The organism is Pelomonas nitida (assembly GCF_043555975.1).
Taxonomy (GTDB): Bacteria; Pseudomonadota; Gammaproteobacteria; order Burkholderiales; family Burkholderiaceae_C; genus Pelomonas; species Pelomonas nitida.
The window spans coordinates 17,551-33,508 of the sequence record NZ_JBIGIA010000020.1; the positions used below are offsets into that span (position 1 = coordinate 17,551).

11 protein-coding genes are annotated in these 15,958 nt (G+C 70.0%); 2 read left to right on the forward strand and 9 right to left on the reverse strand.

The annotated features are described in order from the left end of the window. Positions 1 to 472 precede the first annotated feature (472 nt). The 5 genes from ACG00X_RS20820 to ACG00X_RS20840 form a co-directional block, all read right to left on the reverse strand. Positions 473 to 1,615, reverse strand: coding sequence for a hypothetical protein (locus ACG00X_RS20820; RefSeq protein ID WP_394491116.1), 1,143 nt, complete (start codon positions 1,613 to 1,615; stop codon positions 473 to 475). 231 nt (positions 1,616 to 1,846) lie between these two features. Next, positions 1,847 to 2,584, reverse strand: a complete 738-nt coding sequence (locus tag ACG00X_RS20825; RefSeq protein ID WP_394491118.1) for a DNA/RNA non-specific endonuclease — start codon at positions 2,582 to 2,584, stop codon at positions 1,847 to 1,849. Positions 2,585 to 3,056: 472 nt separating this feature from the next. Then, positions 3,057 to 6,035, reverse strand: coding sequence for an ATP-binding protein (locus ACG00X_RS20830; protein WP_394491120.1), 2,979 nt, complete (start codon positions 6,033 to 6,035; stop codon positions 3,057 to 3,059). Between the two features lie 47 nt (positions 6,036 to 6,082). Next, on the reverse strand, positions 6,083 to 7,288 hold the full coding sequence (locus ACG00X_RS20835) for a hypothetical protein (protein WP_394491122.1): 1,206 nt from the start codon (positions 7,286 to 7,288) through the stop codon (positions 6,083 to 6,085). Between the two features lie 195 nt (positions 7,289 to 7,483). Beyond that, positions 7,484 to 7,717, reverse strand: coding sequence for a hypothetical protein (locus ACG00X_RS20840; protein ID WP_394491124.1), 234 nt, complete (start codon positions 7,715 to 7,717; stop codon positions 7,484 to 7,486). A 278-nt stretch (positions 7,718 to 7,995) separates the two neighbouring features. Between ACG00X_RS20840 and uvrA the strand changes: the two genes are divergently transcribed. Continuing rightward, complete coding sequence (gene uvrA / locus ACG00X_RS20845; RefSeq protein WP_394491126.1) at positions 7,996 to 10,884, forward strand: excinuclease ABC subunit UvrA; 2,889 nt, start codon at positions 7,996 to 7,998, stop codon at positions 10,882 to 10,884. Between the two features lie 15 nt (positions 10,885 to 10,899). Here uvrA and ACG00X_RS20850 read toward each other — a convergent pair whose 3' ends face one another. Further along, positions 10,900 to 11,700, reverse strand: coding sequence for an MHFG family PEP-CTERM protein (locus tag ACG00X_RS20850; protein ID WP_394491128.1), 801 nt, complete (start codon positions 11,698 to 11,700; stop codon positions 10,900 to 10,902). Between the two features lie 222 nt (positions 11,701 to 11,922). On the opposite strand from ACG00X_RS20850, the gene ACG00X_RS20855 reads away from it, so the two are divergent. Further along, entirely contained in the window at positions 11,923 to 12,339 is a 417-nt protein-coding gene (locus ACG00X_RS20855; protein ID WP_394491130.1) for a response regulator, read from the forward strand. 33 nt (positions 12,340 to 12,372) lie between these two features. Here the strand turns inward: ACG00X_RS20855 and yjfF are convergent, their stop codons facing one another. Genes yjfF through ACG00X_RS20870 form a run of 3 tightly spaced genes read right to left on the reverse strand, consistent with a single transcriptional unit; the run spans position 12,373 to position 15,880 of the window. Then, positions 12,373 to 13,341, reverse strand: coding sequence for a galactofuranose ABC transporter, permease protein YjfF (gene yjfF / locus ACG00X_RS20860; protein ID WP_394491132.1), 969 nt, complete (start codon positions 13,339 to 13,341; stop codon positions 12,373 to 12,375). Then, the gene (locus ACG00X_RS20865) at positions 13,338 to 14,330 is read right to left on the reverse strand and encodes an ABC transporter permease (RefSeq protein ID WP_394491134.1); all 993 of its coding nucleotides are present in this window, start codon (positions 14,328 to 14,330) and stop codon (positions 13,338 to 13,340) included. The genes yjfF and ACG00X_RS20865 overlap by 4 nt, the downstream gene beginning before the upstream one ends. 17 nt (positions 14,331 to 14,347) lie before the next feature. Continuing rightward, on the reverse strand, positions 14,348 to 15,880 hold the full coding sequence (locus tag ACG00X_RS20870) for a sugar ABC transporter ATP-binding protein (protein ID WP_394491136.1): 1,533 nt from the start codon (positions 15,878 to 15,880) through the stop codon (positions 14,348 to 14,350). Positions 15,881 to 15,958: the final 78 nt, after the last annotated feature.

Genomic DNA, 15,958 nt, shown 5'->3' on the forward strand with positions numbered 1-15,958 from the left:
CCGGTACCGACGTCAGGTCGCTGCCGGTCGATCCGCGCGCGGCGGCGCGGCGACGTCAGGTCGGCGTGGCCTGCTCGCCACACATCGCAAATCAACTATGAAACAGCGTTCTGATTTTTTGATACGCGGTTTCATGAAGCCCGTGCCGGTGACGGCGGCGTCAGAGGGGGAGGGGGCATTCGGCGCGATGGAAGGGGCGCCCCAAAGCGCCGCCGCGTCATCCGGCCGTGATTTGCCTTGCCGGCGATCGGCATCCGCGTGAGGCCGCGCCGGGGCGAAGACCGCAGGTTTCGCCGAAGGCAGATCCCGGCGCGATGCAAGGGGTCATGCGGGTTGTCGTCAAGACGTCCCAAACCGGGCGTCACGCCAGCACCTCGGCCGCGTCACCGCCATCTCCTTCGGCACACTGATCACAGCGTCCGTCGTGAGCCGCTGGCTGGCAGCGCGTCGAAGCGCTGCGGATCGGGCGCGTTCAGTGCGCCGCGCTGGCGGCTGCCTGGCGGGCGCTGAGCTCGCGCAGCGCGGCGACCTCGCCGACGCGCGCCACTTCGGTCAGGTGCTGCTGCCAGGTCTGCACCGCGTCGCAGGCCATGGGCTGGCCCTGCCGGCGCCACCAGGTGGGCGAGACGCGGGCGAGGCGCTCGGCTTCGTCGCGCAGGCGCTGCTGGCGGTCGGCCGGCCAGCCGGCGGCCTGGGCGAGCGCGGTGGCGTTGCCCAGCGTGTGCAGCGCATCGCTGCGTTCGGACAGCAGCCGCGCCAGCGCGCCGCATTCCTCGGCGCGGCCGTGCTGCTGGCAGCGCTCCTGCATGAAAGCCTCGCCGCCCCCCGATGGGGCCGGCGCGCGCAAGCGCATCTCGGCGCCCAGCGCCAGGCGCAGATAGCCCGGCAGGCTGTCGGGCAGCGCGGCCTGCGCGGCCAGCAGCAGCGACTGCGGGCGCTCCTGCCAGCGGCGCGACTGCAGCAGGCCGCGCCAGGCCTCCTCTGAGGCCTTGGGATCGGCATCGGCCAGCGCGGCCCAGTGGGCGGCGTTGTCGGGCTCCAGCTTCAGCCGCGCACGGATCAGGCCGAGGTGGCAGGCCATGGGGTCGGGCTGTATCGCGCAGGCGCCCTCGGCCCATGCCAGGACCTCTGGCTGACCACTGCTTTGCGCCAGCTGCAGCAGCTGGCGTGACCAGGCCTGCTCGGCAGCGGGGTCGTCCCCGTCGGGTGGCGACATCAGCAACGCGGCCGCGCGCGCGCGCGCGTCGCCCTGGCGCAACTGGGCCAGCAGCGTCGCGCGGGCGGCGGCCAGCGGCTCGCGGCCCACCGGGCCCGGCAGGGACTCCAGATCCAGGGGCTCCTCGTCGTCGTCAGCGGGTGTCGCTGCGGGGAAGCGGCCCAGGCCGCACAAGTCCACGACGGTCATCTTGGGGCTCGCAGGCAGCACCGGCTTCGCGGCGGCGGGCTTGACTGGCGGCGCCGAGCCGGCTGACGCAGCGGGCAGCGCCAGCGCCTGCGTGGGGGCCGACGCCGCAGCGGTCGGCGCGGCCGTCTCGGCGCTGGGCCTGGCCAGCATCGCGACGAGCACCACGACAGCAATGACGGCGGCGGCGGTCCAGGCGGGGCTTGGTTTCATGGGCACCTCGGGGTGGCGGGCCGCGCGGGCGACGGCAGTCGCCGCGTCGGCCCTGCAAGTTTCAGTTCTGCCGGGTCAGCGCTGGGCGCAACCCCTGGATCGGAAGCAGCGTCCCCCAGGCAGACTGCGGCGATCTCAGGCCTTTCGGTGGCCTGGCCGCACGATGGCGACACGGCCCGGCTCTGCCGCGTCACGACTGGCGTGGTGCGGCAGAACCAGGTCGAGCGTGCCTCAGCTCAGGTCGCAGCCGCTCGGGGTGGCCCAGGTCGTCGTCGGCTTCATCGCCTTGACGGTGGCGGTGGCGCTGATCCCCACGTTGGCCGCGCCAATCTTGGTCTCCAGTTCGCTGATGGAGACGATGTAGCTGTTCAGCGAGCTCAGGCTGGCCTTGTTCGGGATGTACCAGCTGATCGCCTTGGTCGCGCCGGTCGTGGCGTCGGTGGTGATGATGGTCTTCCAGAAGTAGTCCGGCGTCTTGATGCCGTGCGAGGCCACGAAGTAATCGTTGCTCGTGTCGTTGTAGACCAGGCCGCCGTAGACGTAGACCGTTGCCAGGTCACGGTAGCACTCGGCCACGTTCTCGGCCTGCACCCAGATGCCCTGGTTGAAGGTCGAGACCTGCGGCACGATGTTGCTCATGTAGTTCGCACGCTTGATGTAGGTCGTGCTGGCGTCCATGTGGTTGCTGGTGACCAGGTGGCCGCGGTCCCAGCCGGTGACGACGCTGGCGTAGGAGGCGGTGGACAGCTGGCCCAGGCAGCCCGACGGCAGATCGGGGTCCAGGTAGAAGCTGGACGGACGCGCGGCGCTGCCGGTGTCCTTGGTCAGCGTGTACTCGTAACGGGTGGCCGCGCGGTTGGTGCAGTCGTAGGTCAGCTTGAAGCCGCCCTTGTCCAGCGTGACGACGGCGGCCTGGGCATCGAGGCCCAGCACGGCAAAGAACAGGGTGACGATCAGTTGTCGAGTCATGTCAGATCCTCTTGGTGTTTGGAAAGGAGAGAGATGACACGTCCCTGCACGGCATACGGCGCGGCCTCATCTCAGCCCGATCGGGCCGAGCACACGCCATCCGGCCGCCCCCGCTCTTGGCAGGCATCGGTCGGATGCGGTTTGCTAACGCTACTTCCCAACGCGCCCCGTATCGCAGCACCCGAAACGGTGCGGTCAGCACCGATTTACGGCATCTCCGGGCTGCAGGGTCATGAAGTCAAACGGTTTTGTTTGACTCACTAGTAAGTAAGCAATATTCGTGTGACGCGGCCGCGTCGTGAGCCCTGGGACTTTCCCGGGGGCGCATCTTACTTCTTGGTTGCTGGCACCCGGACGCCGGGGCATCCGAGACTCGCCAGGGCGGTGGCCACCGGCCCTGGCGTTATGCCGACTGCGGCGACTTTGCCCTCCAGGCGCCAGCGTCAGCGTGACGGCGTGGGCGAGGGGCAGGTCATGACAGGGCCTGGGTGCGCTGGAGGAAGCCGGTCATGCCCATGCGGGAGAACTCGGCGCGCGCGAAATGCAGGGCCGTGGCCCAGCCGGCGTCCAGCCGCAGTTCGGCCTCGACCAGCGCCGTGACGGCGGCCTCGTGGTCGGAGTTGCGCAGTTCGCCCGCACCGCGGGCCAGCGACAGGTAGCGCCGCGCCTGGGCGGTGTCTCCCACTTTCGCCGCGAGCCGGGCGGCCGCGCGATAGGCCATGGCGCCACCGATCCAGTCCTGCTGGCGGCCGCGGCGCAGTGCCATCGCGACATGGTGCCGCGCCGCGCCAACTTGCCCCTGCGTGGACAGGATGTCGGCCAGCCAGCCGTGGTTGAAGCTGTTGTAGAGGCCACCGCCCCGTGGGGCGAGCCAGGCGGTGGCGTCCAGCACGCGTTGCAGCGCGCTCGGGTCGGCCGCCGCCATCCAGGCGCCGTAGGCGCCCGCCGCCTGCCCCATCGCGCAGGTGAACATGCTGCGCACCTGCGCGCCGACGCGGTGGGCCACGGCCGCCGAGGCGCTGGCTTCGGCCCAGCGGCCTTGCCACAGGAACACGGCGGCGCGCCAGCCCTGGATGCTGGCTTCCACCGCATGGCCGCTGCCATCGAACGGGGCCAGCGCCTCTGCGAAGACTTCATGGGCCTGCTCGAAGTGGCCCTGGTCACCCAGCACATAGGCGCGGCAGCACAGCGAGAACGACAGGCCGATGCGGTTCACGGCGCTCTTGCTGGCGCGCGTGCGCTGGCGGGCGATGGCCAGGTCCAGCATCGGCAGCGCCTCCGCGTAGTTGGCGGCGGCGGCCTGGAGCTGCCCGACGGTGCCGGGCAGCTGGGCCAGCAGCGCATGGTCGCCGCAGGCCTGGGCGGTTTCGACGGCGGCGCGGGCGTGGCGCAGGCTGTCGCGCGTCTCGCCCAGCGCGTAGCCGACATAGGACAGCCAGTATTCGGTGCGGGCGACGAGGGCGGGGTCGCCGTCGGCGTGGGCCAGCACGGCGGCGTGCTTGAGCACGCGCAGGTCGTCCTTCGAGGCGTCGAACACGCAGGCCATGCCCAGGCGCTGCGCGACGGCGATCCAGCGTCGGCGCCGGCCGCGGCCCTGGTCTTCGCCGTCGGGCAGGAATTCCAGCGCAGCCAGTGCGGCGCGGAACTGCCTCTTGGCGCGGTCCAGTGCGGAGGCGGCCAGGGCCTGGTCGCCGGCGGCTTCGGCGTGTAGGCCGGCGGCGGGCCAGTCGTTGGCGGCGGCCGCGTGATAGGCCAGCTGTTCGTGCAGCTGCCCTTCGGGGCCGCCGCGCGCGGCCAGCTCGGTGCTGATGCGCCGGTGCAGGGCCTGGCGCTCGTGCAGGCCGGTGGCTTCGTAGATGATGTCGCGCGTGATGCCGTGCTTGAAGCGCAGATGGCCGGGGGACTGGTCGGGGAAGATGAAGTCCTGCCCGGCGAGCGCGCGCACGGCGGGGTGCTGCTCACCGCAGCCCGACAGCGCCTCCAGCAGCCACACGGGGATGACGTTGCCGATGACGGCGGCCAGCCGCACGAGGCGGGCCTGGTCGGGCGGCAGCCGGCCCACGCGCGACTCGACCAGCGCGGCCAGCCACGCGGCGCTGCTCTGGCCTTCGACGAGCTGCTCGCCCGCGTCGGCCGCGGCGTGGCAGAGCTCCTCGATGAACAGCGGGTTGCCGCCGGCGTGGCGGCGAACCTCGGCGGCGATGAAGGGGTCTACCTGCGGGGCGAGCTGCTGCACGGCGCGGGCCGACTCGCCTTCGCTCAAGGGCGGCAGTTCGATGATCTCGGCGCCGTCGTCATGCGCGCGGGGCAGCTCGGTGAGCGGCAGCGGCCGGCTGGCACTGAGCAGCAGCAGCGGCAGCCCTTCGCGGGTGCAGGCGGCGCGCAGCCGGTGCAGCAGGTGCAGCGAGGCGTCGTCGGCCCATTGCAGATCGTCGATGAAGATCAGTTGCGGCGTGCGCCGCGCCAGCACCAGCAGCAGTGCCAGCAGCGCCTCGGCGCGCCCGGCGGGAGCGCTCTGCTGTGCGGCGAGCAGCTCGGGCGGCGCCTCGGGCATGCCCTCCATGGACCGCAGCATCTGCAGGAAGGGCTGCAGCGGCTCGGCGCTGAGGTAACTCTCGCAATAGCCACGGTGGATGTGGCAGGGGCGGTCGGCGTGGTCCTCGGCGTGGCGCAGGAACTCTTCGCTCAGGCGGGTCTTGCCCACGCCAGCGCCGGCGCGCAGCCCCACCCACAGGGTCTGGCCGCCCAGCGCACGCGCCAGAGCGGCCTGGAGCATGAGCATTTCGCTCTCCCGGCCGACAAAAGGTGATAAGCCTCGTCGCACGCTGGCGTCGAAGCGCCGCCCGACCTGCGCGCGGCCGACGACACGGTAGGCCGCCAGCGGGGTGGCGCGGCCGCGCAGCTGCAGGTTGAAGCGCGGCCCGGTCTCGAAGAACTGGCTCTGCAGGCCCAGGCTCTCTTCGCTGGCCAGGACCTCGTCGGCACGGGCCGCCTCGGACAGCCGGGCGGCGATGTTGGGCGCGTTGCCCAGCAGCTCGAAGCGGCCGCGCATCTGGTCGCCGTCGTTGACGAGCACGATGCCGGCGTGGATGCCGCTGTGCAGCGTCAGGCCGCGGAAGTCGGCGGGCAGGGGGCCGGGCGGGCGCAGTCCGCGCACGGCGGCGTGCAGCTCCAGCGCGGCCTCGGTGGCGCGGCGGCCATCGTCTTCGCGCACGTCGGGGTGGCCGAAGACGGCCAGCATGCCGTCACCCTGGATGCGCGCAATCACGCCCCCATGGTGCGGCACGATGCGCTCGTAGAGGTCGCGCAGGCCGGCCAGCATGGCGGCGTAATGCTCGGCCTCCATCCACTCGGCCATGGCGGTGGAACCGCTCAGGTCGACGAACAGCAGGGTCAGCAGCCGGCGCTGGCCGGTGGCATTGGGAAGGGCGGGGGCAGGGGACTCGGTCACAACGCCCACATCCTAGTGCCGTGGGCGTGGTCTCCCGTTGCTCGCGGTCAAGCCTGCAGCGGCTGGAAGTCGGTATCGGCCACCGTGCGCGGGGCGCCGGGAGGCAGGTCTTCCTCGCGCAGGCCCAGGTAGATGGGCTCGCCGTTGCGCCGGTGGATGTTGATCTTGGCGTTGTAGACGCGGTGGATCAGACCGTGCTTGTCGGCCACCTGGTACTCGCTGATTCCCCACAGGCCGGTGTCGTCGCGCCGGCCGGTCAGGTAGCAGGCGATCTCATCCACCTCGGAGCCGGCCAGCTTCAGCCCGTTGAGGCTGCGCAGCGGCGCACGGGTGCGCTCGACGAAGTCCAGGCTGTCGATGCGCACGTCGCCGCCGGTGCTTTCGTCGTGCATCAGCGTGTTGAACTTGCCGACGAGGATCTGGCCGGGCTCGGCGCTTTCGATCATGCGCGCCAGCTCGATCGTGACCTGGCCCACCAAGTAGCTGAAGGACGTGGGGTTCAGCCCTTCGGACTGATAGAACTCGTAGTGCGAGCCGACATGGAAGCACGCGCGCAGCCGGGGCACCGATTCCGGGCGCGTGGCGCGCTCGTGGGCCAGCGCGTTGTCGGCCAGGATGAACTGCATCAGCTGGTACAGCTCCACATTGGCCGCCACGCCGCGCATGCGGTTCCAGATGTAGAAGCCGTCGCCCGTCGTCGTGCGGGCGAAGTTGATGTTGATTTCCTGGTCCAGCAGCTTGGCGTAGGCGGCATTGACGGAGCAGGACAGGCTGTTGAGCTGCACCACCTGCTGCAGCGGCGTGAGCAGCGAGAAGCCGACGGCGTCGAACAGGATGACGGCCCGGTCCTCGACGAGGCGCACGCCGTAGCGCGCGGCGATGGCCGCGATCAGGGGCAGGCCCAAGCCCTTCGCGGGCGCGAACGGCAGCTCGATCAGACGCGGCGCCACGCCCAGCGCGGCGCAGACGGTGTCAAAGGCATCGGCGTCGAGGTGGCCCTGGTTGGACAGCAGCCGGTCCAGCAGGCGGGCGCGGCGCGTGAGCTCCGAAGGCGGCAGGTTGCCGTCGCCCAGCGCGAACTCCGTCAGCATCGGGTGGGGCGCCACCAGCACGCGCATGCCGCGCGCCTCGGGCGTCCACGAAAAGAGCAGGTTGTGACCCAGGTTCCACAGCGCGTACAGCGCCTGGTCCAGCAGGATGATGTTTTCGCGCAGCTGGGTTTCGCTCAGTCCGGCAGGGGCCGGATATGCCATGAAGCCATCCAGCCAGGAACGGCGTTTGCGCAGCTCTTCTTTCACAAGCAGGCTCCGTTAAGAAACCCGATTGTCGGTCACAGTTGTGACATTTTTCCCAAATTCAAGCCGAATCGTTGCAGCACCGCCCATAGATGCGGGGGCTGCGGCAGCGATTCGGCTCGAGAAACGGCGGGCGTCAACCGCATCGGCGGCTCAGACGCGACGTGCGGTGACGACGACCCGGGGCAGTTGCTGGATCTGCGCGACCTCGCGGGTGGCCGTGCCGGTGATGACGACGCGCGGCAGCTGGGCGATGTCGCGCTGGGCCTTGCCCGTGATGACGACGCGGGGCAGCTTCTCGATGACCTGCGGCGCGGCCTGGGCGGCAATGGCGGTGAAGGCAAAGGCGGCGACAGCGGCGGCCTGGATCAGCACGGTGGTCTTCATGGGGCTTCCTTTCGGGGTTGTCACAGCGGAATTGCTGTGTCGATGGAAGCAGTTTCGGCACGTCGGCGCCCTGTTGCGACGCCGCTGCGACGAATCGCCAACCGCACGCCCTGGGCCGCAGGTTGCGCGGATGAGCCGTTCCCACAGCGCCGCCAACGGCTTGTCGCGGCCTCGCGGCTATTGCCAAGCTGGATGAGCATGCGGCGGTCGGGACCCTCGCTGCGTTGGGCGCTGCCAGGTGGCGGCCTATCATGTCCGGTTCGCTCGTGAAAACTCCCATGTCGTCCCCAGAGTCGAAATTCATCCGCGTGCGCGGCGCGCGCACCCACAACCTGAAGAACATCGACGTCGATCTGCCGCGGCATGCGCTCGTCGTCATCACGGGGCTGTCGGGTTCGGGCAAGTCGTCGCTGGCCTTCGATACGCTGTATGCCGAAGGGCAGCGGCGTTATGTCGAGAGTCTGTCCAGCTACGCGCGGCAGTTCCTCCAGCTGATGGACAAGCCCGACGTGGACGTCATCGAGGGGCTGTCGCCGGCCATCTCCATCGAGCAGAAGGCCACCAGCCACAACCCGCGCTCCACGGTGGGCACGGTCACCGAGATCCACGATTACCTGCGCCTGCTGTACGCCCGCGCCGGCACGCCGTTCTGCCCGGACCATCATCTGCCGCTGGAGGCGCAGTCCGTCAGCCAGATGGTGGACGCCGTGCTGGCCCTGCCCGACGAGAGCAGGCTGATGTTGCTGGCGCCCGTCGTGCGTGACCGCAAGGGCGAGTTCGTCGAGCTGTTCCAGGACATGCAGGCCCAGGGTTATGTGCGCTTCCGCGTGGACGGCGTGACGGTGGAGGTGCCCGATCTTCCGGCGCTGAAGAAGGCCGAGAAGCACGACATCGACGTCGTCATCGACCGCATCAAGCTGCGCGCCGATTCTCACGACGCCTTGCGCCAGCGTCTGGCCGAGAGCTTCGAGGCCGCCCTGCGCCTGGCCGACGGCCGCGCGCTGGTGCTGGACATGGATGCCGGCACCACGACGCTGTTTTCCAGCAAGTTCGCCTGCCCGGTCTGCTCCTACTCGCTGCCCGAGCTGGAGCCGCGGCTGTTCTCGTTCAACTCGCCGGTGGGTGCCTGCCCCAGTTGTGAGGGCCTGGGGCAGGTCACGGTGTTCGACGCCGACCGCGTCGTCGCCTTCCCCTCGCTGAGCCTGGCCAGTGGCGCCGTGAAGGGCTGGGACCGCCGCAACCCCTACACCTTCTCGCTGCTGGAGGCAGTGGCCGCGCATTACAAGTTCGATGTCGAAGCGCCGTGGGAGGAGTTGCCTGTCGCCACGCAGCAGGTGCTGCTGGAAGGCTCGGGCAGCGAGGACATCAGCTTCACCTACCAGGCCGAGACGGCCTCGGGCAAGAAGCGCTCGGTCAAGCGCAGCCATCCGTTCGAAGGCATCCTGCCCAACCTGCAGCGCCGCTACAAGGAGACCGATTCCGCCGCCGTGCGCGAGGACCTGGCGCGCTACATGGCCGCCAAACCCTGCCCGGCCTGCGAGGGCTCGCGGCTGCGGCGCGAGGCGCGCCACGTCGTGCTGCAGCCGGCGGATGCCGCGCCGGGCGAGAAGGGCCGGCCGATCTACGAGGTCGAGCATTCGACGCTGCGCGAATGCCTGGACTACTTCGAAGGCCTGAAGCTCAAGGGCAACAAGGCCGAGATCGGCGACAAGGTGGTGCGCGAGATCGCCTCGCGGCTGCGCTTCCTGAATGACGTGGGCCTGAACTACCTGAGCCTGGACCGATCGGCCGACACGCTCTCGGGCGGCGAGGCGCAGCGCATCCGGCTCGCGTCGCAGATCGGCTCGGGGCTGACCGGCGTCATGTATGTGCTGGACGAGCCCAGCATCGGCCTGCACCAGCGCGACAACGACCGGCTGATCGCCACGCTGCGGCGGCTGCGCGACCTGGGCAATTCGGTGCTGGTGGTGGAGCACGACGAGGACGCCATCCGCGCCGCCGACTGGGTGCTGGACCTGGGCCCCGGCGCCGGCGTGCACGGCGGGCGCGTGATGTCGCAGGGCACGCCCGACCAGGTGGCCGCCGACCCGAACTCGCCCACCGGGCGTTACCTGAGCGGCGCGGCGCGCATCGAGGTGCCGGCGACGCGTCACCCGGCCGTGGGCGGCCAGATGCTGCGCATCGTCAATGCACGCGGCAACAACCTCAAGGGCGCGACGGTCGAGATCCCGGTCGGCGTGCTGACCTGCGTGACCGGCGTGTCCGGCTCGGGCAAGAGCACACTGGTCAACGACACGCTGTACGCCGCCGTCGCCAAGAAGCTCTACCAGAGCCATGCCGACCCGGCCACGCACGACGAGATCGAGGGCCTGGACGCGTTCGACAAGGTCATCAACGTCGACCAGTCACCCATCGGCCGCACGCCGCGCTCCAACCCGGCGACCTACACGGGCCTGTTCACGCCCATCCGCGAGCTGTTCGCCGAGATGCCCACCGCCCGCGAGCGCGGCTACGGCCCGGGGCGCTTCAGCTTCAACGTGGCCGGTGGCCGCTGCGAGGCCTGCCAGGGCGACGGCGTGCTGAAGGTGGAGATGCACTTCCTGCCCGATGTCTATGTGCCTTGCGACGTCTGCCAGGGCCGGCGCTACAACCGCGAGACGCTGGAGGTGCTCTACAAGGGCAAGAACATCACCGACGTGCTGAACATGACGGTAGAGGACGCTCACCAGCTGTTCAACGCCGTGCCGGCGCTCGCGCGCAAGCTGCAGACGCTCCTGGACGTGGGCCTGGGCTATGTGAAGCTAGGCCAGAGCGCGACGACGCTGTCCGGCGGCGAGGCCCAGCGCGTGAAGCTGGCGCTGGAGCTGAGCAAGCGCGACACCGGCCGCACCCTCTACATCCTCGACGAGCCCACCACCGGCCTGCACTTCGCCGACATCGCGCTGCTGCTCAAGGTGCTGCACCAGCTGCGCGACGCGGGCAACACCATCGTCGTCATCGAGCACAACCTGGACGTCATCAAGACGGCCGACTGGCTCGTCGACATGGGCCCGGAGGGCGGCGCGGGCGGCGGCAGGCTGCTGGTGGCCGGCACGCCGGAAGACGTGGCCGCCTGCGAGGCCAGCCACACGGGGCGCTACCTCGCGCCGCTGCTCAAGCGCCGCTGAGCGACGCCCAGCCGGTCAGCGCCGGCTGCGATGCCGACGCGCGCGGCACGCCACCACCAGCAGCCCTGCGGCCGCCATGGCCCAGGTCTGCGGTTCCGGCACGACCGTCACCACGGCGGGCGGCAGGGCTGGCATGCCGGTGCTCACGATGGTCGGGAAGCCGGTGCCACCGCCCGTGACCGGCGTCTGCGCCGGTGTGCTGCCGAGCGTCGCCAGGCTGCTCGCCGTCGGCTGCGACGGTGTCTCGGTGAGGCTGGGCATGCCGGCGCCCTGGGCAAAGCTCTCGGCCGGCGTGCTGGCCATCGGGCCGGCGGACGGGGCTTCGAACTCCAGCGGCGCGGTGTTCTCGGCCTCGCGCGTCGACGACGCCACGTTCATCGCGCTGGACGGGGCAACAGCCGTGGGGCGAGCCTCCAGGCGGCGGATGCGGCTGACGTTGCGGCACACCGTGGGCACGAGGATGCACTGGCCGTCTTCGCAGTAGACGAGGCCGCGCTCCTGGGTCTTGGCGGTCCACTTCGTGCGCGTGACGGTGCGGCAGATGGCGCCCGGGCCGAAGTGCATGTCGCGGATCTCCGGCCCGTAGTTCGCCTGGCCCTTGATGGCATCTCGCTCGATGACGGCGACGTCGTCGTAGCGGCGCGCCTTCATGCGCGCCTTGAGCTTGTCGCGGGTGGCGGCCGGGATGTCCTGGTAGCGGTCGACCGCGGCAACGACGTCGCCCATGAACGGATTGACACCCGGGCGGTCCCAGCTGCATTCGGGCAGCGTCGAGCCGGCTGAAACGGCGAGGGCAAGGGTGGCAATGAACGACATGGGACGGCCCGAGGCAAAAGAAAGCGCCCGGTGAGGACGCGTCGGGGCCTAGTATTAGGGATGTGTTGCATCTGTAAGTAGACGTAGCCCCTAAAGAGGGGGTGTGATAGCGGTGAGATAAGTCACGCAAATCCGGGGGAATGGGTGTTTCGTGCCCCGCCTTGCTCGGGTCTGTCGCGTGGCTTGCTATCGTGCCGACCGCTCCGTCCAGCCTGCCCTGCCATGCCCGATCGCCCAGCACCGCTGGTGCTCTATGTCGAAGACGATCGCATCCATCTGATCCTGATGGAGGAAGTGTTCCGGCTCCTCCCGGGCTGGGAGCTGCGTTGCGCCGAGACCGGGGCGGAGGCGCTGACATTGATGTCGGGCTGCCAGCCTGACGTGTTGCTGGTCGACATGCATCTGCCCGACATGACGGGGCTGGACCTGCGCACCCGTGTCGCTGCGGACGAGACGCTCGCCGCCAGGCTCGACCACGCGCGATGGGTGGCGATTTCGGCAGACAACCCGGGGGAGCTCGTGCGTGCGGCCCGCGCGGCGGGTTTCGATGATTACTGGCTCAAGCCCATCGAGCTGGCGCAGATGCAGGCCCGCCTGCAGGCGCTGTTGCCGACCCGCGCCGAGGAATTCGTCCAGTAGTCACCGCCGCGCGGGCGCGGCGTGCCTGGCTCGTCAGGCGGTGGCCCGCTTCAGGGACAGCAGCCGCTGCACGGCGCAGAACACGAACAGCAGCGCGCCGATGACGATCTTGGTCCACCAGGAGCTGAGCGTGCCGTCGAAGGCGATCAGCGTCTGGATGAGCCCGAGCACCAGCACGCCCGACAGCGCCCCGGCCACGTAGCCGTAGCCGCCCGTCAGCACGGTGCCGCCGATGACCACCGCGGCAATCGCGTCCAGCTCCACGCCCTGCGCATGCTGGCCGTAGCCACTGAGCATGTAGAACGCGAACAGCAGGCCGGCCAGCGCGGCGCAGAAACCGCTGAGTGCGTAGACGGCGATCTTGGTGCGGCCCACGGCCAGACCCATCATCAACGCCGAGGTCTCGTTGCCGCCCAGCGAATAGACGGTGCGGCCGAAAGCCGTGCAGTGCGCAACGTACAGGCCCGCGGCCAGCACGACCAGCGCGATGACCGCGCCCGGCGACAGGAAGGCGCCCGCGAACAGCGGGATTTGTGTCTGCGACAGCGTGACGAACAGCGGCGCGTCGATGGTGATGCTGTCCACGCTGATCAGGAAGCACAGGCCGCGCGCGAGGAACATGCCGGCCAGCGTGACGATGAAGGCCTGCAGCTTGAACAGGTGGATGACCACGCCCTGCAGCGCGCCGAACGCCGCACCGCCCAGCAGCGCGACGGCGATGACCAGCTCCGCCGGCCAGTGCGCCACCTGCAGCAGCCAGGCGGCGACCATGGTGGTGAGCGCCAGCACCGAGCCCACCGACAGGTCGATGCCGCCCGACAGGATGACGAAGCTCATGCCCACCGCGATGACGAGCAGGAAGGCGTTGTCGATGAACAGGTTCAGCACCACTTGCGCGGAGCCGAAGCCCCTGTAGCCGGTGGCGCCGGCGATGAACAGGATCACCATCAGCACGACGCTGACCCAGGCGGTGAACGACGGGGCGGAGAGCAGGCGCTTCATGCCGACCTCCGCGACCAGAACGACGACTGCGAGATGCAGACCGCGAACACGACGACGGCCTTGACGACCATCGTCACCTGCGGCGGCACGCCTAAAGCGTAGATGGTGGACGTCAGCGTCTGGATGATGAGCGCACCGATCAGGCTGCCCGTCAGGCTGAACTTGCCACCGCTCAACTGCCCGCCGCCCAGCGTGACGGCCAGGATGGCGTCCAGCTCCAGCAGCAGGCCGGCGTTGTTGGCATCGGCGCTCTTGATGTTGGACGAGATCATCAGCCCCGCCAGCCCCGCGCCGAGGCTGCAGTAGACGTAGACGAAGAACACGACGGCCGCCGTGCGCACGCCCGCCAGCCGCGCGGCGACCGGGTTGATGCCGACCGTCTGGATGAACAGGCCCAAAGCGGTGCGCTTCATCAACAGCGCGGTCAGGCCGCCGACGCTGGCGACGATGAACAGCGACACCGGCAGCCCCAGCAGCCAGCCGCCGCCCAGCCAGAAGAAGCTGGCGGGCTCGTAGACGGTGAGGATCTGGCCGTCGGTGAGCAGCTGCGCGAGGCCCCGGCCGGCGACCATCAGGATCAACGTCGCGATGATGGGCTGCAGGCCCAACGCGGACACGAGCAGGCCATTCCACAGACCGCACAGCAGCGCGGCACCGAGGGCCGCCAGCAGCGCCACGGCCAGCCCGTGCGAGCCCACCAGCAGGCAGGCGACGGTGCCGGCGATGGCGACGACGGCGCCCACCGACACGTCGATGCCGCGCGTGGCGATGACCAGCGTCATGCCCAGCGCCGCCAGCATCAAGGGTGCGGCGCGGTGCAGGATGTCGATGAGGCTGCCGTAGAGGTGGCCGTCCTTGATCTCCAGATGCAGGAAGCCAGGCACGAAGACGGCCGCGACGGCCAGCAGCAGCGCGAGCGCGGCGATGGGCCGTGCGAGAGGATGTTTCCAGACCCGCGCGACAGCGGCCGAGGCGCGGGGCGTTGACATGGCAAGACTCGGGGCGTTCATGCGGTGACGGGCTCCGCGGCAATGACTTCAAGCACGCTGCGTTCGTCCAGCTCGCCGCGGCGGTAGACGCCAGCGGCGCGGCGGTCGCGCAGCACGAGGACACGGTCACTGCAGTGCAGGACCTCGGGCAGCTCGGACGAGATGAAGAGGATGGACATGCCCGTGCCGTCCTCCTTGTGCGCGAGGGCACGCACCGCGTCCATCAGGTCTTCCTTGGCGCGCACGTCGATGCCGCGCGTGGGCTCGTCGAGGATCAACACCGCCGGCTCGGTCGCCAGCCAGCGCGCCAGCAAGGCCTTTTGCTGGTTGCCGCCGCTCAGCTGCCCGATGGGCGTGTCGGCGCTGGCCGTCTTGATGCCCAGGCGCTGGATGAAGTCGTCGGCCAGGGCCTGCTGCTGCTCAGGGCTCATGACGAGGCGCAGGCCATGGCGGGCCTGCAGCGCCAGCAGGATGTTGTCGCGCACGGAGAGGTCTGGAATGGCGCCCTCGTGCTTGCGGTCTTCGGAGCAGAACGCGATGCCTGCCGCGATGGCCTCGCGTGGCGAGCGCCAGCGGCCCGTGTGCGCTTCGGTCTGCACCTGGCCGCCGTCGGCCACGTCCGCACCGAACAGCAGCCGCGCCGCCTCGGTGCGGCCGGAGCCCAGCAGGCCGGCCAGGCCCAGCACCTCACCGCGCCTGAGTTCGAGGTCCAGCGGGTGCAGCGCGCCGCGTCGTGTCAGTCCCTGAGCGGTCAGCACGGTCGCGCCGGTAGCCGGCGCGCGGCTGTCCAGGCGGGCGGGTTGCTGGTCCGGCGGCGCGCCCACCATCTTGTTGACCAGGGCCAGGCGGCTGAGGTCGCTCGCCAGGTATTCGCCTTCGGTCTCGCCGTTGCGCATGACCGTGATGCGGTCGGCCAGCGCGTAGGTCTGGTCCAGGAAGTGGGTGACGAACAGGATGGCCAGGCCCTGGTCGCGCAGCCGGCGCAGCACGGTGAACAGCCGCTGCACGGCGGCGTCGTCGAGGCTGGACGTGGGCTCGTCGAGGATGAGCACGCGCGCCGAGACGCGCAGCGCGCGGGCGATGGCGACCATCTGCTGGATGGACAGCGAGTTGCGCGACAGCGGCGCGGTGACGTCGATGTCCAGGTCCATCTGCGCCAGCACGCGGGTCGCTTCCGCGTTGACGGCGGCCCAGTCGATGCGGCCGCCACCCCACCAGGGTTGGCGGGGGAAACCGCCGGCGCAGATGTTCTCCGCCACGCTGAGGTTGGGGCAGAGGTTGACCTCTTGGTAGACGGTGCGGATGCCGTGTTGTTGGGCATCCTCGGTGCGCCGGGGGGCGATGGTTGCGCCGTTCAGCTGGATGACGCCGGCGTCGGGCTGGTAGAGGCCGGTCAGCACCTTGATGAGCGTGGACTTGCCGGCGCCGTTCTGGCCCATCAGCGCGTGGACTTCGCCGGGGAACAGGCGCAGGCTGACGTCGCTGAGCGCTTTGACGCCGGGGAAGGCTTTGTGGATGCCGGTGAGGGCCAGCACGGGTTGGGTTGTCATGGCGTACCTCTCGTTGCCGCGCGAGTGCGGTGCCGGGATTTCGCCCCGGCGGGCGACCTACTTTCTGGGCCGCCAGAA